Below are 23,886 nucleotides of genomic sequence, written 5' to 3' on the forward strand. Positions count from 1 at the left end.
CAGGAGTTGAACGCGATGTTGAACAAGGAAGGCGCTTTGGCGCAGGGCCTCTCGGTGCGCCCGTCACGCAGTACCGACGAGCCGTTTTTGCACAGGCTTTACCGCTCGGCACGCGCGGACTTGCAGTGGATCGATGGTGAGCAGGCCCTGGTGGAAGAGGTCATCGCCCAGCAGTTTCAAGTTCAGGAACGCGGCATGGGCGAGCACTTTCCGGGTGCGCTGCATTACGTGATCGAGAAACTCGATACCCCCATCGGCGCCTTGAGTGCCGACTTCGGGCCCAATGAAATCCGCGTGTTGTACCTGGCGTTTATCCCTGCCGCCCGAGGCCAAGGCTTTGGCCGGGCAGTGCTGCAGGGCGTGCAGCAAGCCGCACAACAGGTGTGTTGCCCAGTGGCCACGGTGGTCTGGGCGAGCAACCCCCATGCGCGCCAGCATTACCTGGCGCTGGGGTTTCGGGTGGAAGAAGCGACGCCTGCCGCTCAGCGCTTGGTGTGGTACCCGTCTCAGTTGAACACGATGCAGAAATAACCGCGCTGCGCGTCACGGCCCATGGCGGGCTCGCGGGACACAAACACGTGTTCCAGGCAGGTGTGCGCCAGTGGCAAACGGCACAGGCCATCGACGAAGTCGGTAGGTTCCAGGCTATTGAACAACACACTGAACGCCCCGCGAGGGCTGCCCGGCATGCTCGCTTGCGGTGCATCGTTCAAGCGTTGGATCTGGATCGGCAGCGCCGAACCATCGGGCAGGTACAGCACGCTGGTGCGGTTCAGCAACGGCCGAAAATGCTCAGGGGTGACCAGGTTCAACATAGGGGGCTCCGCGTCAGAAGGGCCGAGGCCTGTAAGCCTCGGCCACGTGCAGGTGTCAGCTGCGTGATGGAAAGATCCCGTTCAGGGCAATGCTGAAGTTGATCGCCAGGAACGGATTCATCGACCCCATCGGCAGGCCTTGGCCCGCAGGCGCGAGGGTTCCCGTCACCGTGGAGGCGACGCCCTTGAGCGGCACCGGGCTGACGCCTTGTTGGTCGGAGTAGATCGTGGCACTGCCCGGTCCCGCGCCGGAAGCACCGATAAACGCGTTGGTGGCGGTGGGCACCGTCACTGGGTTGCTGGTGACGCTGGTCAGTTGCACCGAGGTGCTGATGGCGAGCGTTGTTGCATCGTGGGTGTGGGCGGGCAGGTTGGCCAGGGTGGCTGTGACGCTTTCGGTGCCGGCGAATTCGCCCATGACCCGTGGCGACAGCCCTGCACCGTTGCCTTGGCCGATGGGTAGCCGACCTTGCAGGTCCGGTAGCTTGAACGTTTGCACGCCATCGCCGCCGTAGGTGACGCCTATCAAGGCGAACAGCGTTTGGAACTGGCTGAGCGAAAGGGTCTGACCGGCGCACAAGGCCCAGTCTCGTGGAGCGAAATTAAAGGCGAAGGGTTGGATGGTGCCGATGAATACTTCCATGATTCGTTCATCCTTGTATGGGCTTTACGGGGTGTGACGCCAATCGATCGGGCGTCATCGCAGAGCGTAGACGCAGCGCTCGCTCGCTGCCTGGCGCTTTCGAAACAGCGAGCGAACCGGGGGCTTTTGACCTAGAGTGGCGACTGTTTGTGCATGCACGGGTTTTGCTTTGGAAACAGGCAATGGCAGGGGAATTGAGGTGCGACGGTCTGTGGTAGAGCAAGACGAAAAGGCTGCGGCCGTTACCGCGTACAACGGCGCCTGGGCAGGCGCCGGATGGCTGAGCCGGCTATGGTGGTTGCCGATCCTGGCGCTGGCCATGGCCGTGCGTTTTTATGGCCTGACGGCGGCGGCGATCTGGGGCGACGAAGGCTCCAGCCTGCTGCTGAGCGAATACGCCGTGGGCGACCTGTGGTTTCACGCCGCGCACGATGTGCATCCACCCCTGTACTTTTTCATGCTGCGCGGCTGGATCGAACTGTTTGGCGACGGGATCTGGTCCATACGCAGCATGAGTGCGCTGCCCGGCGTGGTGGTCGTGGGGCTTGGCGTCTGGCTGACACGCCAGCTGTCGACCCAGCGTGCCGCCGTATTGGCCGGCGTACTGCTGGCGCTGATGCCCACGGCGGTGCGCTATAGCCAGGAAGTGCGGATGTATTCGCTGCTCGGCGTGTGGCTGCTGGCCGCCACGTTGGCGCTGGTGTATTGGGTGCGCCAACCCGAACGCAGCCGCTGCCTGGTGGCCTACGTGTTGCTGATGGCCGCCGGTTTCTACACCCACTACTTCACCGCGTTGTGCGTGCTGGTGCATTGGGCGTGGCTGGGCGTGCTGTGCACGTCCCAGCGGCCTGGCGAGCGCCTGATTCTGCGTCGGCAGTGGTGGCTGGCCAACGTGGCCATCGTGCTGTTGTACCTGCCGTGGCTGCCGAACCTGCTGGGCTTGGTGCAGCATGTCGATGAACTCAAGGTGGGCGGCGATATAGGCTGGGAAGACCCGGTCAGCCTGCTCTCCGTGCCGTCGATGATCTGGCAGTTTCTGCTCCAGGATGAGGGCCTGGGCATTTGGGCGCCGCTGTTCTGGCTGTTCCCGTTGCTGCTGCTGGGTGTAGTGGGTGTTACGGCCTGGCGTGATCGCGAGCGTTATCGTCCGGCCAGCCTGTTGGCGCTGTTCTTCCTGTTGCCGCTGTTACTCGTCTACGGCGTGTCGTTTATCTCCCCGGTGTTTATCGAGCGTTACCTCACCGTATACGCCCTGGGCTTGCCGATTCTGGTGACGATAGCCATCGACCGCTTGCCCTCGCGCCTGTCTCTGCTGGGGGCGGCGCTGTTCGTGCTGTTGGTCGGTGTGGAACTACTGGGGCTGAAGAACAACTTCACGGTGGATGAACATGACCAGTTCAACGGCCCAGTGGAGTTCGTCAATCGCAACTACCAGGAAGACGACCGCATCGTTCTCAGTGACATGCTGTGGTACCTCAGCTACGTGTATTACGACCAGACCGACGCCCAGTTGCAGCTCTACACCCCGCCCAAGGCCGATGGCACGCCAACCCGGCCGAATGCCTACGGCTTTGGCACCCTGGTGGACCAGGACGGCGGGCGCATCTACCTCGACCGCTTGTCGGATTTGCCGGCCGATACCCGGCGTGTCTGGCTGATCAGCAGCAACGAACAGCCGGACGAATTTGCGCCGCTGCCAGCGGATTGGCGACTAGTCAGCCAACAAGACGGCGGTGGGGCGAGGGCGCGTCTTTATGTGTTGTGCCGCGGCCCCGAGCCCTTGCGACCGGAAGGTTGCCGCTAATACCCATTCGTTATGAAAGGAATATCAAAATAGTGGCAACTGCGTCCTAGTGGTGCGTGCAATCTTCAACTACTCTTCGGCGACAAATGGATGTTGTCCTACAAAGTGGTGAACGGATGCAGTATCACTTTATCTCCGGACTGCCGCGTTCCGGTTCGACTCTGCTCTCTGCGATTCTCCTGCAGAACCCGCGTTTCCACGCAGGCATGAGCAGCCCAGTGAGCCCTTTGTTCAACGGGGTGCTGGCGCAATGCAGCGCCGGCAGCGAGTTCGGCTCGGTAATCGATGCCAGCACTCGCCGCCGTTTGTTGCGCGGGCTATTCGACGCCTATTACGCCAACCAGACCTCCACCCCGGTGGTGTTCGACACCAATCGCCAGTGGTGCGCGCGCATGCCCGCACTGCATGACCTGTTCCCCCAGGGCAAGGTAATCGCCTGCGTGCGCAACGTGGCGTGGGTCTTGGACAGCCTTGAACGTCTGTACCGCGCCAATCCGTTCGAGAACACCAAACTGTTCAATGACGATGACGAGCGCAACACCGTGTACAGCCGTTGCGAAACCCTGGCCCAGCGTAATCGCTTGGTGGGCTTTGCCTGGACGGCGCTCAAAGAGGCGTATTACGGCGAGAACGCCGAGTCGTTGCTGATCGTCGATTACGACTTGTTGAGCCAGGCCCCGGAGCGCGTGATGCGGCTGGTGTATGAGTTCATCGGTGAACCGTGGTTCGAACATGATTTCAATCACCTGACCTACGACGCACCGGCCTTTGACGAGGCGCTGGGGCTTGCCGGCCTGCACAAGGTCAAGCCCAAGGTCGCGCCACAAGCCCGGCGAACCGTGTTACCGCCGGACCTGTTTGAAAAGTATGCCGCGTTGTCGTTCTGGCGCGATGGGTCTGCCAGTGCAGCCAATGTCATTCGTATGAAAACCGACGCCGCGATCAGCTGATTGCGGTTTTTCTTTTTTGCGTGTTCAAAGCGTTCGAGTCCAGGTGATCGTCATGTGGTGGAGCAAAGGCAAATCGCGGGTAACCGAAGGTGCACACGCCCTGGCATCGCCAATGATCATGTTCCTGGAGCCGCGAATGCTGTTCGACGGTGCAGTGGCCGCAACCGTGGTCGATGCCGCGCAGCCGGATGCCCAGCCTACGGCCGAGGCGGCCAAGACCCCCACGGCGGATCAGCCGGCGGACACTCACGCGCCCCAGGGCCAGGTCGATGCAACCCAGGCGGCGGTGCCGGGCAAGAGCGTGCTGTTCGTCGACTCACGAGTCAAGGATTCCGCCAGCCTGCTCGAAGGCGTGGCGACCGGTACCCAGGTGGTGCAACTGGATGCGACCAAGGACGGTTTGCAGCAGATCGCCGACTACTTGGATAGCCACCAGGGCGTCAGCTCGGTGCAGATCATCGCCCACGGTAACGCCGGCGATTTGTGGTTGGGCAACAGCTACCTGTCGGCGGATAACGTCCAGGCCCGCAGCGAGGTGCTGGCGCAGATCGGCCAGGACATGAATGTCGGTGGCGATATCCTGATCTATGGCTGCTACACCGCCGAAGGCGAGCGTGGCTTGAGCCTGGTCGATTCATTGGCGCAGTTGACCGGCCGCGACGTGGCGGCGTCAACCGACCGCACCGGCCTGGGTGGCGACTGGGACCTGGAAATCGCCACGGGCAATATCGAAAGCGCCAACGTGTTGTCGGCCAGCGCCATGAGCGAGTATCAATGGGGCCTGGCCACCTGGACCGCCACCAACAACCTCAATGCCGGCGTGGGTTCCCTGCGCGCGGCGCTGACGTCCGCGCAGAACGGCGACATTGTCACGTTCAATAACACCATGACCATCGGGCTGACGTCGGTGCTGGTGATCGACAAGAACGTCACTATCGATGGTGACCTCAATAACGACAACGTGGCCGACGTGACCCTCGACGGCCAGTACCGCACACAGGTCATCAATGTGACGGCCGGCACCACGGCCACCCTCGATGGCTTGGTGATTACCCGTGGCATGGCGGCAGGCAACGGCGGTAACGGCGGCGACGATGCGCTGGTGAGCAAGGGCGGCGGCATCTACAACGCCGGTACCTTGACCCTGAAAAACGTCACGGTGACCGCGAACGCCGCTTCGGGCGGTGGCGGTGGCGGCGGTGTAACGCCGCAATATGCCGGGGGCGGCGGTGGCGGCGGCGGCGCGATCACCGGCGGTACCGGCGGCAAGGGCGGCGACACGCTCAACTCCACGGGCTCCAACGGCACGGCGGGGCAGGGCGGTGCGGGCGGTGGTTTCTTCAATATTGGTGGGCGTGGCGGTTCCACCACCGGTGGCGCCGGCGGTGCGGCGTATCCGGGTTATAGCACCGGTTCGGCCGGTGGCACGGCCACCAGTGGCGGATTGTCCATCGGCGGTGGCGGCGGTGGTGACGGCTATGACGACATCGGTGGCGCTGGCGGCGGTGCAGTCGGCGGGATCTACAACGATACCGGCGCGACCTTGCGGGTCATCGGTAACTCGGTCATTTCCAATAACGTGGGTGCCGGCGGTGGTGGCGGTGGCGGCGGTGCGGGGGGTAGCTATCTCCAGGCGGGCGGTGCGGGTGGCGTCGGCGTCGGTGCTATCTGGAACAAGGGTTCGATCCTGATGACCGCGGCCAACTTCATGGCACTGGCCGGTAACGTCGGCGGCAGCGGCGTAGGGGGTACGAGCGCGGGCTCTGCCGGTGTTTCTCCGGCGTCGGTGGTCAATATCTATGGCGACGGCGGCACTCTCAACACCAACTATGTGCCGGACGAGACACCTCCCACCGCGACCGTCGTGGTCGCCAATACCAACCTGAACTCCGGCGGTACGTCGCTGGTGACCATCACCTTCTCCGAAGCCGTGACCGGCCTCACTGCGGCAGACCTGGCAGTGCAGAACGGCAGCGTCGGGACCTTGACCAGTGGCGACGGTGGGATCACATGGACGGGGACGTTGACCGCAGCCGGCAACATTGCTGACACCACCAACATCATCACCCTGAACAACACCGGCGTGACCGACTTGGCTGGCAATGCCGGCGTGGGCACCACTGACTCGAACAACTACATCGTCAACGATACCGTGGCACCCACGGCGTCCATCGTGGTCACCGACACCGCCCTCAGGATCGGCGAAACGAGCGTAGTGACCATCACCTTCAGCGAAGCAGTCAGCGGTTTCACCACCGCCGACCTGACCGTTGCCAACGGCTCAATCAGCGGCCTGAGCAGCAGCGACGGTGGCATCACCTGGACGGCCACGCTGACGCCGGACGCGGCTATCACCGATGCCACCAATCTCATTGTCCTGAATAAAACCGGCGTGGCAGACCTCAGTGGCAATGTTGGTGTGGGCTCTATCAATTCCAATAACTACGCCGTCGACACGCAACGCCCGACCGCCACCATTGTGGTGGCCGACAACGCGCTAAGCGTCGGCGAAACCTCGCTGGTGACCATCACCTTCATCGAAGCGGTGACAGGCTTTACCAGCGCCGACCTGACGGTTGCCAACGGTACGGTCACCGGCCTGAGCAGCGGCGACGGCGGTATCACCTGGACCGGCACGCTCACGCCGAGCGCCAGCACCAGTGACACCACCAACCTGATCACCCTGGACAACACCGGCTTGAGTGACCTGGCGGGCAACGCCGGCAGTGGCACCACCGACTCCAATAACTATGCCATCGATACCCTGCGCCCGACCGCCACCATCGTGGTGGCCGACAACGCCCTGAGCATCGGCGAAACCTCGCTGGTGACCATCACCTTCAGCGAGGCCGTGACCGGTTTCACCCTGGCCGACCTGACCGTTGCCAATGGCGTGTTGAGCGGGCTGAGCAGCAGCGACGGCGGTATCACCTGGACCGCGACGCTCACGCCGAGCGCCAGCACCAGCGATGCCACCAACCTGATCGTCCTGGCCAATACCGGTGTGGCGGACGCGGCCGGTAATGCTGGCAGTGGTACCACCAACTCCAACAACTACGCTGTCGATACCCAGCGCCCCACCGCCACTATCGTGGTGGCCGACAACGCGCTGAGCGTCGGCGAAACCTCGCTGGTGACCATCACCTTCAGCGAAGCGGTGACAGGTTTTACCAGCGCCGACCTGACGGTCGCCAACGGCACGCTTACCGGCCTGAGCAGCGGCGACGGCGGCATCACCTGGACCGGCACGCTCACGCCGAGCGCCAATACCAGCGATGCCAGCAACCTCATCACCCTGGACAACACTGGCGTGAGTGACGCGGCGGGCAACGCCGGCAGCGGCACCACCGATTCCAACAACTACGCCATCGACATGCTGCGCCCGACCGCCACCATCGTGGTGGCCGACACCGCGCTGAACATCGGCGAAACGTCCCTGGTCACGATTACCTTCAGTGAGGCGGTGACCGGTTTCACCCTGGCCGACCTGACCGTTGCCAACGGCAGCCTCAGCGGCCTGAGCACCAGCGACAACATCACCTACACCGCGACCTTCACCCCGAGCGCCGGCACCAGCGATGCCACCAACCTGATCACCCTCAATAACACCGGCGTCGTGGATGGGGCGGGCAACGTCGGCAGTGGCAACACCGACTCCAACAACTACGCCATCGATACCCAGCGCCCGACCGCGACCATCGTCGTGGCTGACACTGCGTTGAGCGTCGGCGAAACCTCGCTGGTGACCATTACGTTCTCCGAGGCGGTCAGCGGTTTCGACAATTCGGACCTGAGCGTGGCCAATGGCACATTGAGCGCGGTCAGCAGCAGTGATGGTGGTATCACCTGGACCGCCACCTTCACACCGGCCCTCGGTATCAGCGACACGTCCAATGTGATTACCCTGAACAACACCGGCATCAACGATGCGGCGGGCAACACAGGTACCGGCACCACCAGCTCCAACAACTACCAGGTCGACACCAACGTGCCGACGGCGACCATCGTCATCGCCGATACCATGCTGAGTATTGGCGAGACATCGTTGGTCACGGTGACCTTCAACTCGGCGGTCAGCGGGTTCGACAATGCGGACCTGACCGTCAGCAACGGCACGCTCAGCACTCTGAGCAGCAGCGACGGCGGCGTCACCTGGACGGCCACGTTTACGCCGAGCGCCAGTATTTCCGACACCAGCAACGTGATTACCCTGGACAATACCGGCTTGGTCAACGGCGCCGGCAACGCGGGTGTGGGCACCACCGATTCGAACACCTACGCCGTCGACACGGTGCGCCCGACCGCGACCATCGTCGTGGCCGACACCGCCATTGCCGCCGGCGAGACCTCGCTGGTGACCATCACCTTCAGCGAGGCCGTAACGGCGTTCACCAGTGCTGACCTGACCGTCGCCAACGGCTTGATTTCGGGGCTGAGCAGCAGTGACGGCGGCATCACCTGGACTGCAACTTTCACGCCGACCAATGGCGTCGCCGACACCAGCAACGTCATCACGCTAAACAATGGTGGCATCGTTGATTTGGCCGGCAACGCCAACGTCGGCACCACCGATTCCAACAACTACGCGCTGGATACCCAGCGCCCAACTGCAACGATTGTGCTGGCCGATCCCTCCCTCAGTGTTGGAGAAACCTCGCTGGTGACCATCACCTTCAGCGAGGCCGTGACCGGTTTCAGCAACGATGACCTCAGCGTTGCCAACGGCACCCTGAGCGCTGTCAGCAGCAGCGACGGCGGCGTGACCTGGACCGCCGTCTTCACCCCGACCCTCGGCGTGCGCGACGCGACCAACCTGATCACCCTGGACAACACCGGCGTGAGTGACGCGGCGGGCAATACCGGAAACGGTACCAGCGATTCCGCCAACTACAGCATCGATACGCAGGTGCCGACGGCAACCATCGTGGTCGCCGATACATCGCTGAACATCGGTGAAACCAGCCAGGTGACCATCACCTTCAACGAAGCGGTGAGCGGTTTCGACAACAGCGACCTGAACATCAGTAACGGCACGCTGAGCAACGTCGTGTCCGCCGACGGCGGTGTTACCTGGACCGCCATGTTCACACCGAACGCCAGCACCAGCGACACCACCAACCTGATCACCCTGGACAATACCGGCTTGGTCAACGGCGCCGGCAACGCAGGCGTCGGCACCACCGATTCCAACAATTTCACGATTGACACCCAGCGCCCAACCGCGACGATTTCCGTAGCTGACAACAACCTGGGCATCGGGCAGACCACCACGGTGACCATCGGCTTCAGTGAAGCGGTCAGCGGTTTCGATCTGTCAGACCTGAGCGTGGCCAATGCTGTCTTGTCCAACCTGGCCAGCAGCGATGGCGGTAAAACCTGGACCGCCACCTTGACGCCGACGGCGGCCATCAGCGATGCCACCAACCTGATCGTACTGGACACCAGCCTGGTGAATGATGCCGCGGGTAACGTCGGCAGCGGCATCGTAATTTCCAACAACTTTGCGATTGATGGGGAGCGACCTACCGCGATCATCAGCGTCGCCAACCCCAGTCTGACGGTCGGGCAGACCACCACGGTGACCTTCACCTTCAACGAGAAGGTCAGCGGCTTCGAGCTTGATGACCTCAGTGTGGCCAACGGCACCGTGTCCAACCTGGCCACCAACGACGGCGGCAAGACCTGGACTGCGACCCTGACACCCACGGCGAACATCAACGATCCGAGCAACTTCATCACGTTGGATTCCAGCCTGGTGGTAGACCTGGCGGGCAACGCGGGCAGCGGTTTTGCCAACTCCAACAATTTTGCGATCAACACCATTGCGCTGACGGGCGATCCCCTCTTCCGCGTCACCGTTCCGGTTGCGCCCCAGGATGCGCCGAACCAGCCGTTGCAGCCGATCATCTTCGGCCGTCCGGGTGGCGATCTGGGTTCGCCCATCGGTTTCCCGCCGCTGTTCGAGCAACGTGAGATGGGTGGCGGCTTGCCGCCCATCGGCAGCATTTTCATCAACACCGGCGCGTCGTCGCCCAGCTTTATCGCCCAGGTGTTCAGCGCTGACGGTAGCGGGGACGGCAGTGGCCAGGGTTTCCTTGGCTTCGGCGGCGGCGACGGCGGGGTATTTGGCTCAAGCACGTTGTCAGGCCTGTTCAACCGCGATACCGGTGGCAGCGACTCAGGCTTCAAAGCGTTCGACAACCAGTCGATCAAGAGCGGCGGCGATGCGGCCCAAGGCCTGCGCGGCGTCTTTGGCGCACCGACCCTTGGCCAACAATTGCAACAGATCAACGAGAGGGAGCGTCACCAGGTGATGGACCTGGCACACGCACTGCAACAAGTCGGCATCAGCGAAATGCAGGCTTGAACACAACTAATTTCGACGCAGGAACAGGGGCAGTACAAGGATGAATACACGTCATAAGTTGTTCGGCGCCAGCGTGCTGGTGCTGGCGATCAGCGGTTGCGCGGTCACCAGTGAGCCGATTGAGCGCAGTGTCAGCGAGCAACGCGCCCGCAATGATCTGCACGGTATGTACACGGGGCAGGAACCCCTCAGCGGCCCGCTTACCTTGCACCAGGCCATGGCCCGCGCCGTGAAATACAACCTCGAAGGCCGTTTGAAGGTAATGGAAGAAGCCTTGGCCAAGCGTCAGTCGGACCTCTCCAGCTTTGACATGTTGCCGCGCATGGCGCTGTCCGCCGGCTACGCTGGGCGCAACAACACCAACGCCTCCAGCAGCCAGAGCGTGCTCACCGGCACCCAGTCCCTGGAACCGTCGACCTCCCAGGACCGCGACCGCCGTGTGGCGGACTTGACCATGGTGTGGAACGTCCTCGACTTCGGCGTCAGCTACATCAGTGCCAAACAGCAAGGCGACCAGCGCCTGATCATCCAGGAGCGTCGGCGCAAGGTCATCAACACCATCGTCCAGGACGTGCGCTCGGCCTATTGGCGAGCGGTGGCGGCCGAGCGTCTGCTGACCCAGATCGACAGCCTGATGGTACGGGTCGACCAGGCCCAGACCGACAGCCAGAACATGAGCGAACAGCGCATCGGCGACCCGATCCAGGCCCTTGGATACCAGCGCTCGCTGATCGAAGCCACGCGCCAGTTGCAGGAACAGCGCCGCGCCTTGTCCCTGGCCAAGACCGAACTGGCGACCTTGATCAACTTGCCGATGGGCACCGACCTGAAACTGGCCACGCCGGACGATTACGTGGTGCCCCAGCTCAAGGTCAACCTGGCGAGCCTGGAACAGGAAGCCCTGGCCAATCGTCCCGAACTGCGCGAGCAGGACTACCAGACCCGCATCAGCGCCGCCGAAACCCGCAAAGCCATGCTGCGCCTGCTGCCCGGCCTGGAGTTCTCCGCCGGCGGCCATTACGACAGCAACTCGTTCCTGGTGGACAACCGCTGGGCCGACTACGGCGCCAAGATCACCTGGAATCTGTTCAACGTGATCTCCGCCCCGGCCGCCATCGACGTCGCCAAGGCCGGTGAAGAAGTCGCTACCGCTCGGCGCCAGGCCATGTCCATCGCGGTATTGGCGCAGGTCTACGTGGCCAACGCCAACTTCCAGGACGCCGTGCGCCAGTTCAAGACCAACGAACAACTGGCCAATATCGACGGGCAAATCCTCACCCAACTGCGCAACCGTCACGAAGCGGCGGGCCTGGGCGAACTCGACCTGATCCAGGGCGAGCTCAACACCCTGCAAGCCGACCTGCGCCGCGACCTGGCCTACGCTGACCTGCGCAACGCCTACGGCCAGATCTTCGCCAGCGCCGGTCTCGACCCGCTGCCGGAGCAACTGGACTCCGACCGCGTGCAAAGCATCGCCACCGCCCTGGCCAGCCGTGAATCGGCCTGGGCCGCCGGCAACATCACCGCACCGGTGCCGCGTGCCCTCGTCCAATAACCTGGTGGCGCCGACGGCGAGCATCACCCGCCGTCAACGCGAGGCGCGCAATGGCCATCGCGGTGTGGCGATCCTGCTCACCGGCTTGCCCGCCTCGGGCAAGTCGACCCTGGCCCAGGGCCTCCAGGCCGCGTTCTTCGAACAAGGCCGCCAGAGCATCGTGCTCGACGGCGATGCCTTGCGCGTTGGGCTCAACAAAGACCTGGGCTTTGCCGACAGTGACCGCCTGGAAAACATCCGCCGCGCCAGCGAACTGGCGGCGCTGCTGGTGGACCACGGGCAGATCGTGATCCTGGCGCTGATTGCGCCCCTGGTGCAATTGCGCGCGGTCTTTGCCGAGCGCCTGGGGGCTGACTATCGCGAAGTGTGGTGCAGTGCCTCGCTGGCCGTCTGTGAGCAGCGCGACCCCAAGGGCCATTACGCCCGCGCACGGCGGGGCGAGCTACCGGGTTTTACCGGCATTGGTTCGCCCTACGAGCCACCGCCCCACGCGTCGCTGGTACTGGATACCGGCGTGCTGTCGGCACCGCAGAGCGTCGAGCGGCTGTTGGCCTGGCTGGCGCCTGAACTAGACTCTGGGAAATCCTCTTCTTAGGAGTCCGCCATGCAATCGCCCGTGCACAGCTTGCCGTCACTGTTCAAACAGCTTGGACTGCCGGATGACCCGGTCAGTATTGATCAGTTTGTGACCGCCCACTCGCCACTCAAGCCGGATCTGAAATTGGCAGATGCGTTTTTTTGGACAGACAGCCAGAGAGCGTTTTTGCGTGAGGAAATTTTGGACGATGCGGATTGGGCGGAAGTGGTGGATGAGTTAAATCTGATGTTGCGGGGTGGGCGAGGGGTGTAAAAAAATTAGAGAAATCGCGAAAACTTGAAAAAATCGGGTGAGAGTTGAAAAAAAACTGGGCTTTAATCGCGTAAGTGAACTTTTTTTGAGGTTGCGCGATGTCTTTTGTTGGTTATGCCCATCTCCATCAATCCCTCGGGTTAAAAGCCATTGCGCCTACCCGGGCCGCGATGATCAAGCCAGTCACCCGGATTTCGATCATAGGTGATTGCCTCGCGGTTCCTCAGGCTGTTGCGCCCGTCACTGGCGCAGTGCTCGACCATATTCTTTTCGCCCTCAAACACGAAGGTATCAACCTTGGCATTCTGGCTCAGGCGCTTGAAACCGTCAGCGCAGACCAGTTATTGAACGAGCTGGATAAGGCACCTAACGGAGTATTTATTCGCAAGGTCTGTTACTTATGGGAAGGCCTGACCCTTCAGCAGCTCAATTACAGCAAGCCGATCAATAGCCGCGTTTCTCCCTTGTTTGACCCTCAACGTTACGTGACGGGACCGTCAACGCGTAATTCCCGCTGACGCATCGACTTTAATGGGCTGGGCTCTTTGGCTTATTGCGCGACCGTAGAGCGGACGCCGGAAATTGACGCTTTACGGAGCCTCGACATCCTCGGCCGCGCCAAATCCTTCATGGCCACCCTCCCACCCGAAATGATGGACCGTGCCATCCAGTGGGCCTACTTCCACGAAACGCGCGACTCGTTCGCCATCGAAAAAGAACAACCCAGCGAAGAAAAATCCCGCCGCTTCGTTCATCTATTACGTCAGGCCCACGAAGGCCGCTTGCTGACCGAAGACTACTTGGTAGATCTGCAGAACAACACCGTCTCCAACCCCTTCGACAAAGCCGTCGCGTTTCGCCATGAGCAGAATCATCTGCACAACGGCCTGCGCGGCGCGGCGGGCGTCAGCTATGTTCCTCCAGCCCCTGAACTTTGCCAGGAACTGATGGAAGAGCTGATGGCCTTCGCCAATCAGCCTGTACGTGAGGTCGACCCCTTGGTAGCGGCGGCAGTCACTGCGTTCGGCTTCGTATTCCTGCACCCGTTTATGGACGGCAACGGGCGATTGTCGCGCTTCCTGATCCATCAAACGCTCTGCCATTACGGGGCACTGGAAAACGGCCTGCTGCTGCCGGTGTCCGTCGCGATGAAGCACGAAGAGCAAGCCTATCTGGCTGCACTCAAAGCATTTTCCCAGCCGACGCCTGAATTCTGGAACGTCACGTGGCTGGACGGCGATCAAATGGCCTTCGACTTCATCGGCCACCCCTCGATCTACCGCTACTGGGACGCCACTCACTGCGTCGAATTCACCCTGCAAATGGCCCGCCGCGCGCTGGAAGTGGAACTGCGCGAAGAAACCGAATTTCTGGACCGCTACGACCGCGTGATCAAGGCCGTGAATCAACGCTTTGATGTGCGCGGCAGCGATTTGTCGAAGTTGGTAATGATGTGCCTGGATAACGAGGGCAAGGTTTCCAAGCACCGACGCAAGCAGTTTCAGTACAGCGTGTCGGAGGAGGTGTTTGAGTTTATTGAGGAGGCGGTGGGGGATGCTCTGCGCGACATTGGGAAATTTCCTATCGACTAAACGGAAGTGGACGATAGTGGCCGGTGGGAGGGAGTCGCTATTAACAGGCGCTAACTCCCTGCTCTGGACACAACATGAAACGCCTGGTCCCACACAACGAAATTGAAGGCTATGAACTCACAAAGATCGAGAGTCCCTATTTTGCAGGATTAAAAGTTCGAGAGTTTTTTCGTGCCCCATATGCGCTGCCCGGGTTGAGTGAATTGCTCAGTGAGTGCGGTCTTTCTCCCGTTTGCTGCTCTGCTGAAAAAGACCAACGGCGGGTTTTGGATAAACAGGCAGCCGGTGAGTGGTTGTTTGTGATGGACTATCCCTTTCTCCCTTTAAGTCGCGAATGTCGCGTAAATATGGACATCTAATGGGACGCCGACTTTATGTTGGGCCTGGCAAATGGGAGAAGGTAAGCATCGATTACGATGGAATTAAAAATACCGCGATACTCGCTGCTAATCGGTTAGTTTCAGCAGCTGATGAGGGAAGGGTATTTCTCTCGGATGGGAAAGGTCTCGCGAACACCACTAGAGTTATGACTCAACGGTGGGTAAGGCTTGATAGTCGAGATGATCAACTTGCCCACCGATCAGTTGAGCGTCGGTATGGAGAGCTGCGGCATATAAAACAACGTTATCTGGAGGGCGATGACAACTGGCAGGTGGGTGGTAAGTCATGGCATTGGCAGCCTGTAACACCGGATGTGGCCTATGAGTACAAGGAAGCAGGAAAATGACGCGCAAGCATGTTTTTTGGTTTTGGGGAGCCATGGATGCCCTCTATCTGATTCGGTATGCAGTGGCCAGCGCAATAGCGGGAAGAATTCCTTATTTGAGCGATCTTGAAAGTGCTTTATGGGGGCTGCGTGATCATAGTGTTGTGCAGTTATACATGTTCGGCTTTGCCATGCTGCTGCAAGTTTCCATCGTAATCTCGTGCTTGCTGTTCTTTCTTGGACATGAACAGGTGAGGTGGGTTACTTACCTTCAAACACCCTTGCGATTGGCTTTTATTGTGCCTTCTGTTTCGCTGTTGCTGGTAGGTGCTCAGTTTTTTCCTAACTACAACTTGGTGTTAATGGCTGCGTTAGTCGTTGCGTCCGAGGCAGTGAAAATCTGGAGCGTCTGGCGGTGGAGCAAAAGGTGCTGATGTTTTCCAGCAGGGCCGCTTAGGAGACTGAGCGCTCAATAAGCCGGTTGCACAGACCCAACCATCCACTTGGTCACGGCCACACGGATCCCCCTGCGCGATGTGATGGGCCAAAACAAGCGCCGCCTGGATGGCCAGGCCGCACAGCAACCCTGAAGCCGACACCGATCCAAAGGTGGGAGGGGGCTTGCCCCCGATGGCGGTGGATCATCTAATGAATCTGTTCACTGACGCTCCGCTATCGGGAGCAAGCCCCTCCCACATTCGTCCTGCGGTGTTGTCACTGAATCGCTCCATCCATCGCTAAATTGTTTCTAAACTTGACGCAGTTCGATGCGTCCATCATATTGATAGTTAGCAAACTAACTGTATGCGAACTATCCAGTGCCTCAATCCCTCGAACAACTCCAGATGAACCTCAGCAGCAGCATGGTGGTGGGCGCCCGTAACTGGCGCAAAATCTGCCAGAGCACGCTGGTGAGCTATGGCATCTCCGAAGCCTGCGCCGTGCCGTTGTTGATGATCGGCCGCCTGGGCGACGGGGTGCACCAGGTAAAAGTCGCCCAGGCCTCCGGGATGGAAAGCCCGTCGCTGGTGCGCCTGCTCGACCGGCTGTGCCATGACGGCTATGTGTGCCGTACCGAAGACATCCACGACCGCCGCGCCAAGGCCCTGAGCCTGACCGAGCGAGGTCGCGAGTTGGTGCAGGCGGTGGAGATGCAACTGGTGCGCCTGCGTCGCGAAGTGCTGGCGGACATTGCGACCGCCGACATGGAAGCGGCACTGCGTGTACTGCGGGCTTTTGAGGCGGCGACGCTTTGAGCGGATTTTTTACCGGCTTTCCGCCCGCCCGTGACTGGTTCTATGGGGTTCGTACATTCGCCGCGTCGATGATCGCGCTGTACATCGCCATGCTCATGCAAATGCCGCGTCCCTACTGGGCGATGGCCACGGTGTATATCGTCTCCAGCCCGTTTGTCGGCCCTACCAGTTCCAAGGCGTTGTACCGCGCCATCGGCACCTTGATGGGGGCGGCGGCGGCGGTGTTTTTTGTGCCGATGTTCGTGCAGTCGCCGTACATCCTGGTGGTGGTGATCGCATTGTGGACGGGCACCTTGCTGTTCCTCTCGATGCACCTGCGCACCGCCAACAACTATGCCTTGATGCTCGCCGGCTACACCTTGCCGCTGATCGCCCTGCCTGTGGTGGATAACCCGTTGGCGGTATGGGATGTCGCCGAGGCGCGTACCGAAGAAATCTTCCTCGGTATCGCGGTCGCAGCGGTGGTGGGCGCCATGTTCTGGCCACGGCGGCTGATGCCGGTGTTTGATGGCTCGGTGGCCAAGTGGTTCAGCGACGCCCAGGTCTATAGCCAGCGCTTTCTTTCGCGCAATGTGCAGCCGGAAGAAGTCAGCACCCTGCGCGGCGGCATGGTTGCCACCTTCAATACCCTTGAGTTGATGATCGGCCAGTTGCCCCACGAAGGCGCGCGGCCGCAGACGGTGCGCAACACCAAGGAACTGCGCGGGCGCATGATCCATCTGTTGCCGGTGATCGATGCCCTCGACGATGCGCTGTACGCCATCGAGCACCGCGCGCCGCAGTTTCTCGACCCGCTCACGCCGCTGCTGGAAGCCAGCCGGCAGTGGCTGGAAAACACCACGGAAAGCGCACCGCTGGAACTTTGGCGCGCCCTGCGTGACCAGGTCGACGCCCTGCAACCCCACGGCGAAGCGCTGGACGACCGCCACACGCTGCTGTTCTCCAACGCCCTCTACCGCCTTGGTGAGTGGATCGACCTGTGGCAAGACTGTCGCAGCCTGCAAGCCGCCATCCAGTGCGAGAGCCAGGACTCCTGGCGCGCCGTCTACCGCCACTGGCGCCTGGGCCGGCTCACGCCGTTCCTTGACCGTGGCCTGATGTTCTACTCGGCGTTTTCCACCGTCACCGCGATCATTGTCGCTTCGGTGCTGTGGATTCTGCTGGGCTGGACCGACGGCGGCAGCGCGGTGATCCTGGCAGCGGTGGCCTGCAGCTTTTTCGCCTCGATGGACGACCCGGCACCGCAGATCTATCGGTTCTTTTTCTGGACCGCCATGTCGGTGCTGTTCGCCAGCCTCTATCTGTTCCTGGTACTGCCCAACCTGCATGACTTCCCGATGCTGGTGCTGGCGTTCGCGGTGCCGTTTATCTGCGTCGGCACGCTGACCGTGCAGCCGCGTTTTTACCTGGGCATGCTGCTGACGCTGGTAAACACCTCGTCGTTCATCAGCATCCAGGGCGCCTACGACGCGGACTTCCTCAACTTCGCCAACGTCAACCTGGCCGGGCCCGTGGGCCTGTTGTTCGCCTTTGTGTGGACGTTGATCGCACGGCCGTTCGGCGCCGAACTGGCAGCCAAGCGCCTGACCCGTTTCAGCTGGCGCGACATCGTCGGCCTGACCGAGCCCGCCACCCTGAACGAACACCGCTACCTGGCCGTGCAAATGCTCGACCGCCTGATGCAGCACCTGCCGCGCCTGGCGTTGATTAACCAGGACACCGGCAGCGCCCTGCGCGACTTGCGCGTGGCGCTCAACCTGCTCGACCTGCTGGCCTATTCGCCGCGCATCCTCGGCGTACCGCGGGTGCTGCTCAACCAGGTGGTGGAAGGCGTGGGCGGTTACTTCAAGGCCTGCCTCAAGGCGGGTGAACGCTTGCCCGCGCCCAGTGGTCTGCTGATGACCCTCGACCGCACGCGCCGCGCCCTCAACGGCCAGGGCCTGCAAGACGAAGACGATACCCGCCTGCACCTGCTGCACGCGCTGGCCGGCCTGCGCCTGGCGTTGTTGCCGGGTGTGGAATTCATTGGCGGCACGGAGATGGAAGCGCCGCTACCCGATGGAGCGCCTTTATGATCGGTGATCTGGATATCAGCGGGGTGTTCCTGCCCACGCTGCTGGTGCTGATGGGCATTACGTACGTGTTGTTCCTGGTGGTGCACGGGCTGTTGACCCGCGTCCACTTCTATCGCCTGGTCTGGCACCGGGCATTGTTCAATGTGGGGCTCTACGCGCTGTTGCTGGGCGCGGTGGACTCACTCAGTCGATACCTGATGACATGAAAAAACCTTTTTTGACCATCGGCCGTGTAGTCCTGACGTTGTTGATCGTGAGCTTCGCGGTCGTCGTTGTGTGGCGCATGGTCATGTACTACATGTTTGCGCCCTGGACCCGTGACGGGCACATCCGTGCCGACATCGTGCAGATCGCGCCGGACGTATCCGGGCTGATCCAGCGCGTCGATGTGCGTGACAACCAACTGGTGACCAAGGGCCAGGTACTGTTTGCCGTGGACCAGGACCGCTTCAAGCTGGCCTTGCGCCAAGCCCAGGCCGCCGTGGCCGACCGCCAGGAAACCCTGGCCCAGGCCCAGCGCGAGTACAAGCGTAACCGTGGCCTCGGCAACCTGGTGCCCAGCGAGCAACTGGAAGAAAGCCAGTCCCGCGTTGCCCGCGCCCAATCGGCCCTGGCCGAAGCGCAAGTGACGGTGGATTCGGCCCAACTCAACCTTGACCGCTCGGTGATCCGCAGCCCGGTGGACGGCTACGTCAACGACCGCGCGCCGCGTACCCAGGAGTTCGTCACCGCCGGGCGCCCGGTGCTGTCGGTGGTGGACAGCAATTCGTTCCACATCGACGGCTACTTCGAAGAGACCAAGCTCGACGGTATCCACGTCGGCATGGGCGTCGACATCCGTGTGATCGGCGACAACGCCCGCCTGCACGGGCATGTGCAGAGCATCGTCGCCGGTATCGAAGACCGCGACCGCAGCAGCGGCTCGAACCTGCTGCCCAACGTCAACCCGGCGTTCAGCTGGGTACGCCTGGCCCAGCGGATTCCGGTGCGCATCGCCTTTGACGATGTACCGGCGGACTTCCGCATGATCGCCGGGCGTACGGCCACCGTGTCGATCATTGGCGACAAACCCCATGAGGGAGCCAAGCCATGAAGCAGCTTTGGGCAACCGCTGCGCTGGGGTTGTTGCTGTCGGCCTGCCAAGTGGTGGGGCCGGATTACAAGCTGCCGCGAACGTCTGCCGTCAACCGTGCTGACCTGCAGGGGCACCTGGCGGGTGAGGGCAACAACGTGGTGTCGGCGCCAGTGCCGGCCGACTGGTGGAAGCTCTACAAGGACCCGCGCCTGGACGAGTTGGTGCGCCAGGCCATGGCCTCCAACACCGACCTGCGCGTGGCGGCCGCCAACCTGCAGCGCTCGCGCTATCAGACCCAACAGGCTGAATCCGCCGGCGGCTGGAGTGCCGGTGCGAAGGCCGAGGTGCAGCGCCTGCAGGAATCCGGCGAAGCTTTTTTGCAGGCGGACAAAGTGCCGGTGGATAACATCGGCAGCGTAGGCATTACCACCTCATATCAATTCGATCTGTTCGGCACCTTGCAACGTGGCATCGAAAGCGCCCAGGCCAGCGCCGATGCGGCCCAGGCCGCCGTGGATATTGCGCGCATCACCCTGGTGGCCGATGTGGTGCGCTCCTACACCCAGGTGTGCGCGGCCAACGAAGAGCTGGCGATTGCCAACGAGTCCCTCGACCTGCAAGCCCAGAGCACCAAGCTGACCCAGCGCCTGCGCGACGCGGGCCGTGGTGATGAAACCCAGGTCACCCGCTCGCAAACCCAATACAAATCCTTGCGCGCCGACATGCCGCGCTACGAAGCGGCGCGCCAGGCCGGGCTGTTCCGCCTGTCGATGCTGCTGGCCAAGCCCGTCGACCAACTGCCGGCGGGCACCGGCAGCTGCGCCGAGTTGCCGCACATCGCCCAACTGTTGCCGGTGGGCGACGGTGCGGCACTGCTCAAGCGTCGCCCCGACGTGCGCCAGGCCGAACGCCAACTGGCCGCCGCCACCGCGCGTATCGGCGTGGCCACCGGCGCGTTGTACCCGGACATCGCCATCGGCGCCACGGTGGGCACCGTGGGTCTGCTCGACAACCTCGGCCAGCCGGCGACCAACCGCTGGGGCTTCGGTCCGATGATCAGTTGGACGGTGCCGACCAACGGTGCCCGTGCGCGTATCCACGAGGCCGAAGCCGCGACCCAGGGCGCGCTGGCGCATTTCGACGGTGTGGTACTCAACGCCATCCGCGAAACCCAGACCGGCCTGGCGCAATACACCGCCGTGTTGCAACGGCGCGAGGCGCTGGCTGACGCCGAGCAATCGGCCCAAGAGGCTGCGGACCAGACCCACCGGTTCTTCCAGGCTGGCCGTGAATCGTTCCTCGCCGACCTGCAAGCCACCCGCACCTACACCGCGATGCGCGCGCAACTGGCGGCGGCGAACACCCAGGTTGCCATGAGCCAGATCGATCTGTTCCTGGCCCTGGGCGGCGGCTGGGAAAGCGGACGAACGCAAGCGTCACAGCCCGGCAAACCCTGAGCGAATGACTATGCTTTGTCAGGTGGAGCGCACTGCGGTTTGACGGGCAGGCGCTCCCCAGACACTGCTCGCGTTTGCTCATGGGGATTCCAATAATGAAAAACCCTTATGCTCCCGCTTTCTGGTGCGTGCTCTTCGCACTGGTGTTGTTATCGGCCGCGTATTTCTACGGCGTCATGCTCGCCCATCAACTCGACAAGGCCATGGTGTTTCTCGACAGCGCCTGCCTGGTGATCGGTTCCTTGTCCATCGGCGTGGTGGCCTGGGCCTCCTACCAGAACCAACGCGTGAAGAAAAAACTCCTCGAACAAGGCAAGACCCGCGTGGCGATCTGGGATACAAAGGTCGCGCTGCGTCGGGTCGAAACCGTGTTCGACCGCTATTTCTGGGGCAGCTATTGGCAGCCGGGGCGCACCTTCCAGGAAGTCATGGGCGACCTCACCGGCACGCCCCTGGAAAAAAGTCTCGAAGTTCTGAAAAAACAGTGTGTGTTGCTTGATCGGCAGGTCGCCGATGGCAGGCATTGGCTGAATAACGCGCGGGAATTGTCCGACGTTGCCACGCAGATGGCCCGTGAGCGCTACCAACTGGACTTCTGCGACCCCAAGACCGACACCCCCGGCAATGCGGTCATACACCGCGAGTTTGAGGTGCTGGTGTACACCTGGACGGCGCGCCTGAAGACCTTCGACCACCAGCTCGACGAGATCGAATTGGAGTATTCCTGACGTAGCAGTGGTCGAGTAGAACGAGGCCGCGTTCGAGGACGAAGTCCTCGTAAAACCAGCACGCACGGTTTTTGATAAGCCAAGGTGTGTGGTTTTACGACTGCTTCGCAGTCGAACGCGGCCTCGCTGCGCTCGACCGCTGCTACGGAGCCTATGCTAACCTCTCCCGGATTTTTCGGCGGGCTTGAGCCAACCCCAACAGGGTCCAAGGAAGACAGCCCACTTCTCACAGGATTTGATCAGGTCACTTCATGAATAAGCCAGCAGTCGTTCTTTTGGGTTTTGTTGTCGCCGTAGGCGTCGTTAGTGCAGGCGGCGCCTGGTACACCGGTAAACAACTGGAGCCGGTGCTGCAAACCGCGATCCAGAACGCCAACAAGGAACTGCGGACCTCCATGGCGGGCGTCGATGGCACCGTGGACCTGGAGCTGGTGTCCCTGGAGCGTGGCGTGTTCAGCAGCACCGCCCATTACCGCTTGAAAGGCCAGGGTTCGGTCTTCGGCGAAGACAACCCTAATCCGGAACTGCTGTTCGTCGACCATATCGAACACGGGCCGCTGCCGTTCTCGCGCCTGGTGACGCTCAAATGGCTGCCGGTCATGGCCACCAGTCACTACGAACTGGAAAAGAACGCCACCACCGAGAAGTGGTTCGCTGCCGCTAAAGACGTGTCGCCGCTCAAAGGCGTGGCCAATATCGGCTATAGCCGCTCGGTCAACGGCAACATCGAATTGCTGCCCCTGGAGTTCAAGGACGCCGCAGCTTCGGCGAGCTTTTCTGGCGCCAACCTGAATTTCGACAGCACCGCCGAAGGCCAGAAGGTCAAGGCTGACGGCTTCATGAACAGCTTCAAGATCGCCGGGCTAGACAGCAAGGGCGAACACTTCGAAGCTCAATTATCTGGCCTGACCCTCGCCAGCAACCTGGAAAAATCCACCTTTGGCTTCTACACCGGGCAAAACACCGTTGAGCTGACCGACAGCAAGTTCACCTTCGGCCCGCAGAAAGCCGTGCTGACGGTCAAAGGCTTCGAGCAGAAAGACTCCAGCGAAACCAAGGACAACAACCTGGCCGGCCGTGTCGACTACAAGATCGACGAGATCGGCTACCAGGGCAAACCCGTGGGTTCGGCGGCCATGGCCTTGAGCATGAAGAACGTCGACATCCCGGCCATGCTGGTGCTGACCAAGCTTTACCAGGACAAGATGCAGCCGGTGCAAGCCGCTGCCGCAGCGGGCGAGCCCGCACCTGAGCTGCAACTGACCGAAGCCGAGCAGGCCCTGGCCGAAGCGAACGTCAATCAGGTCCTGGCCGCCAAGCCGCAAATAGCCGTGGAAAACCTGTCCCTGAAAACCACCCATGGCGAAAGCAAATTCAACCTGCTGGTGGACCTGGCCAAGCCGGCCTCCATGGAGCTGCCACCGGTCGAACTGGGCAAGCAGATGATTGCATTGCTGGATACCAACCTGACCCTGTCCAAGCCGATGATTGGCGACGTTGCCGCCTTGCAAGCGCAACTCGGTGGCGTGACCGACCCGAAAGCCATCGAGCAGCAGTCCCAAATGGCCGCCGAGATGGTCAGCGGCATGGCGGTCGGCACTCAGTTGGCGACCCTGGTCGGCAGCGACGTGGTGTCCAAGTTGCACTACGCCAACAATGAAGTGACCTTCAACGGCCAGAAGATGACCGTCGAGCAATTCATTGGTTTTGTGATGGCCAAGGTCGGCGCGGTCAGCGGCGCACAGTAAAGATTTCGCCATCGCCCGGAAATAAATAATGTGGGAGCGGGAGTGCCCGCGATAAGGGTCAAACAGTCGACGCGCGTGTCGGCTGGCACCCCGTTATCGCAGGCAAGTTCGCTCCCACATTCACATTTCAGAGGGGCCGCGCAATTCTGAACAATTGTTTTGAATTGGTCTTTTTCCTACTTTCCTAAGAGATAGTTCACACAGGAAAGCTAGGCCGGGTCATTAGACGCCGGCACCCTGCGGCAATTCGCTCAGGACCACCTAT

At 61.6% G+C, this 23,886-nt stretch carries 19 protein-coding genes and 1 pseudogene; 18 read left to right on the plus strand and 2 right to left on the minus strand.

Annotated elements, in window-relative coordinates:
• Nucleotides 1-15 precede the first annotated feature (15 nt).
• Complete coding sequence (locus tag AB1462_RS24150) at nt 16-531, plus strand: GNAT family N-acetyltransferase (RefSeq protein WP_259194401.1); 516 nt, start codon at nt 16-18, stop codon at nt 529-531.
• Here the strand turns inward: AB1462_RS24150 and AB1462_RS24155 are convergent.
• The gene (locus tag AB1462_RS24155; protein ID WP_090401214.1) at nt 507-815 is read right to left on the minus strand and encodes a hypothetical protein; all 309 of its coding nucleotides are present in this window, start codon (nt 813-815) and stop codon (nt 507-509) included. The two genes, AB1462_RS24150 and AB1462_RS24155, sit on opposite strands and share 25 nt — an antisense overlap.
• Before the next feature lie 55 nt (nt 816-870).
• On the minus strand, nt 871-1,458 hold the full coding sequence (locus tag AB1462_RS24160; protein ID WP_090401213.1) for a phage tail protein: 588 nt from the start codon (nt 1,456-1,458) through the stop codon (nt 871-873).
• Nucleotides 1,459-1,657: 199 nt separating this feature from the next.
• Between AB1462_RS24160 and AB1462_RS24165 the strand changes: the two genes are divergently transcribed.
• The 17 genes and pseudogenes from AB1462_RS24165 (at nt 1,658) to AB1462_RS24245 (ending at nt 23,621) form a co-directional block, all read left to right on the plus strand.
• Complete coding sequence (locus AB1462_RS24165; protein WP_259194400.1) at nt 1,658-3,262, plus strand: glycosyltransferase family 39 protein; 1,605 nt, start codon at nt 1,658-1,660, stop codon at nt 3,260-3,262.
• Between the two features lie 116 nt (nt 3,263-3,378).
• Nucleotides 3,379-4,212, plus strand: coding sequence for a sulfotransferase (locus tag AB1462_RS24170; RefSeq protein WP_259194399.1), 834 nt, complete (start codon nt 3,379-3,381; stop codon nt 4,210-4,212).
• Nucleotides 4,213-4,264: 52 nt separating this feature from the next.
• A complete protein-coding gene (locus AB1462_RS24175) occupies nt 4,265-10,579 on the plus strand; it encodes an Ig-like domain-containing protein (RefSeq protein ID WP_367248065.1) in 6,315 nt (2,104 codons plus the stop codon).
• Between the two features lie 40 nt (nt 10,580-10,619).
• Nucleotides 10,620-12,134, plus strand: coding sequence for a TolC family protein (locus tag AB1462_RS24180; RefSeq protein WP_090401209.1), 1,515 nt, complete (start codon nt 10,620-10,622; stop codon nt 12,132-12,134).
• The gene (gene cysC, locus AB1462_RS24185) at nt 12,118-12,729 is read left to right on the plus strand and encodes an adenylyl-sulfate kinase (RefSeq protein ID WP_259194397.1); all 612 of its coding nucleotides are present in this window, start codon (nt 12,118-12,120) and stop codon (nt 12,727-12,729) included. Before AB1462_RS24180 ends, cysC begins: the two co-directional genes overlap by 17 nt.
• A 9-nt stretch (nt 12,730-12,738) precedes the next feature.
• Entirely contained in the window at nt 12,739-12,984 is a 246-nt protein-coding gene (locus AB1462_RS24190; RefSeq protein WP_090401207.1) for a DUF2789 domain-containing protein, read from the plus strand.
• Nucleotides 12,985-13,082: 98 nt separating this feature from the next.
• Nucleotides 13,083-14,576 (plus strand): annotated as a pseudogene (locus AB1462_RS24195) (Fic family protein).
• A 74-nt stretch (nt 14,577-14,650) separates the two neighbouring features.
• Complete coding sequence (locus tag AB1462_RS24200) at nt 14,651-14,935, plus strand: hypothetical protein (protein WP_367248066.1); 285 nt, start codon at nt 14,651-14,653, stop codon at nt 14,933-14,935.
• A complete protein-coding gene (locus AB1462_RS24205; protein ID WP_367248067.1) occupies nt 14,935-15,303 on the plus strand; it encodes a hypothetical protein in 369 nt (122 codons plus the stop codon). Before AB1462_RS24200 ends, AB1462_RS24205 begins: the two co-directional genes overlap by 1 nt.
• A complete protein-coding gene (locus tag AB1462_RS24210; RefSeq protein WP_367248068.1) occupies nt 15,300-15,716 on the plus strand; it encodes a hypothetical protein in 417 nt (138 codons plus the stop codon). The genes AB1462_RS24205 and AB1462_RS24210 overlap by 4 nt, the downstream gene beginning before the upstream one ends.
• Before the next feature lie 411 nt (nt 15,717-16,127).
• Nucleotides 16,128-16,538, plus strand: coding sequence for a MarR family transcriptional regulator (locus AB1462_RS24215; RefSeq protein ID WP_090401204.1), 411 nt, complete (start codon nt 16,128-16,130; stop codon nt 16,536-16,538).
• Complete coding sequence (locus tag AB1462_RS24220; protein WP_367248069.1) at nt 16,535-18,613, plus strand: FUSC family protein; 2,079 nt, start codon at nt 16,535-16,537, stop codon at nt 18,611-18,613. Before AB1462_RS24215 ends, AB1462_RS24220 begins: the two co-directional genes overlap by 4 nt.
• The gene (locus AB1462_RS24225) at nt 18,610-18,819 is read left to right on the plus strand and encodes a DUF1656 domain-containing protein (protein ID WP_012721577.1); all 210 of its coding nucleotides are present in this window, start codon (nt 18,610-18,612) and stop codon (nt 18,817-18,819) included. The genes AB1462_RS24220 and AB1462_RS24225 overlap by 4 nt, the downstream gene beginning before the upstream one ends.
• On the plus strand, nt 18,816-19,706 hold the full coding sequence (locus tag AB1462_RS24230) for an efflux RND transporter periplasmic adaptor subunit (RefSeq protein WP_259194392.1): 891 nt from the start codon (nt 18,816-18,818) through the stop codon (nt 19,704-19,706). The genes AB1462_RS24225 and AB1462_RS24230 overlap by 4 nt, the downstream gene beginning before the upstream one ends.
• Nucleotides 19,703-21,145, plus strand: a complete 1,443-nt coding sequence (locus AB1462_RS24235) for an efflux transporter outer membrane subunit (protein ID WP_259194391.1) — start codon at nt 19,703-19,705, stop codon at nt 21,143-21,145. The genes AB1462_RS24230 and AB1462_RS24235 overlap by 4 nt, the downstream gene beginning before the upstream one ends.
• A gap of 95 nt (nt 21,146-21,240) precedes the next feature.
• Entirely contained in the window at nt 21,241-21,873 is a 633-nt protein-coding gene (locus tag AB1462_RS24240) for an NADH:ubiquinone oxidoreductase subunit N (protein ID WP_315338595.1), read from the plus strand.
• A gap of 251 nt (nt 21,874-22,124) precedes the next feature.
• Complete coding sequence (locus AB1462_RS24245; RefSeq protein WP_367248070.1) at nt 22,125-23,621, plus strand: YdgA family protein; 1,497 nt, start codon at nt 22,125-22,127, stop codon at nt 23,619-23,621.
• The last annotated feature ends 265 nt before the right edge of the window (nt 23,622-23,886 follow it).

This window comes from Pseudomonas sp. SB113 (assembly GCF_040754745.1).
GTDB classification, from domain to species: domain Bacteria; phylum Pseudomonadota; class Gammaproteobacteria; order Pseudomonadales; family Pseudomonadaceae; genus Aquipseudomonas; species Aquipseudomonas grimontii.

Coding starts and splice junctions, on each gene's coding strand:
- AB1462_RS24150 (WP_259194401.1), top strand. CDS start 16: ATGTTGAACAAGGAAGGCGCTTTGGCGCAGGGCCTCTCGGTGCGCCCG.
- AB1462_RS24155 (WP_090401214.1), bottom strand. CDS start 815: ATGTTGAACCTGGTCACCCCTGAGCATTTTCGGCCGTTGCTGAACCGC.
- AB1462_RS24160 (WP_090401213.1), bottom strand. CDS start 1,458: ATGGAAGTATTCATCGGCACCATCCAACCCTTCGCCTTTAATTTCGCT.
- AB1462_RS24170 (WP_259194399.1), top strand. CDS start 3,379: ATGCAGTATCACTTTATCTCCGGACTGCCGCGTTCCGGTTCGACTCTG.
- AB1462_RS24175 (WP_367248065.1), top strand. CDS start 4,265: ATGTGGTGGAGCAAAGGCAAATCGCGGGTAACCGAAGGTGCACACGCC.
- AB1462_RS24180 (WP_090401209.1), top strand. CDS start 10,620: ATGAATACACGTCATAAGTTGTTCGGCGCCAGCGTGCTGGTGCTGGCG.
- AB1462_RS24190 (WP_090401207.1), top strand. CDS start 12,739: ATGCAATCGCCCGTGCACAGCTTGCCGTCACTGTTCAAACAGCTTGGA.
- AB1462_RS24200 (WP_367248066.1), top strand. CDS start 14,651: ATGAAACGCCTGGTCCCACACAACGAAATTGAAGGCTATGAACTCACA.
- AB1462_RS24205 (WP_367248067.1), top strand. CDS start 14,935: ATGGGACGCCGACTTTATGTTGGGCCTGGCAAATGGGAGAAGGTAAGC.
- AB1462_RS24210 (WP_367248068.1), top strand. CDS start 15,300: ATGACGCGCAAGCATGTTTTTTGGTTTTGGGGAGCCATGGATGCCCTC.
- AB1462_RS24215 (WP_090401204.1), top strand. CDS start 16,128: ATGAACCTCAGCAGCAGCATGGTGGTGGGCGCCCGTAACTGGCGCAAA.
- AB1462_RS24225 (WP_012721577.1), top strand. CDS start 18,610: ATGATCGGTGATCTGGATATCAGCGGGGTGTTCCTGCCCACGCTGCTG.
- AB1462_RS24230 (WP_259194392.1), top strand. CDS start 18,816: ATGAAAAAACCTTTTTTGACCATCGGCCGTGTAGTCCTGACGTTGTTG.
- AB1462_RS24235 (WP_259194391.1), top strand. CDS start 19,703: ATGAAGCAGCTTTGGGCAACCGCTGCGCTGGGGTTGTTGCTGTCGGCC.
- AB1462_RS24240 (WP_315338595.1), top strand. CDS start 21,241: ATGAAAAACCCTTATGCTCCCGCTTTCTGGTGCGTGCTCTTCGCACTG.
- AB1462_RS24245 (WP_367248070.1), top strand. CDS start 22,125: ATGAATAAGCCAGCAGTCGTTCTTTTGGGTTTTGTTGTCGCCGTAGGC.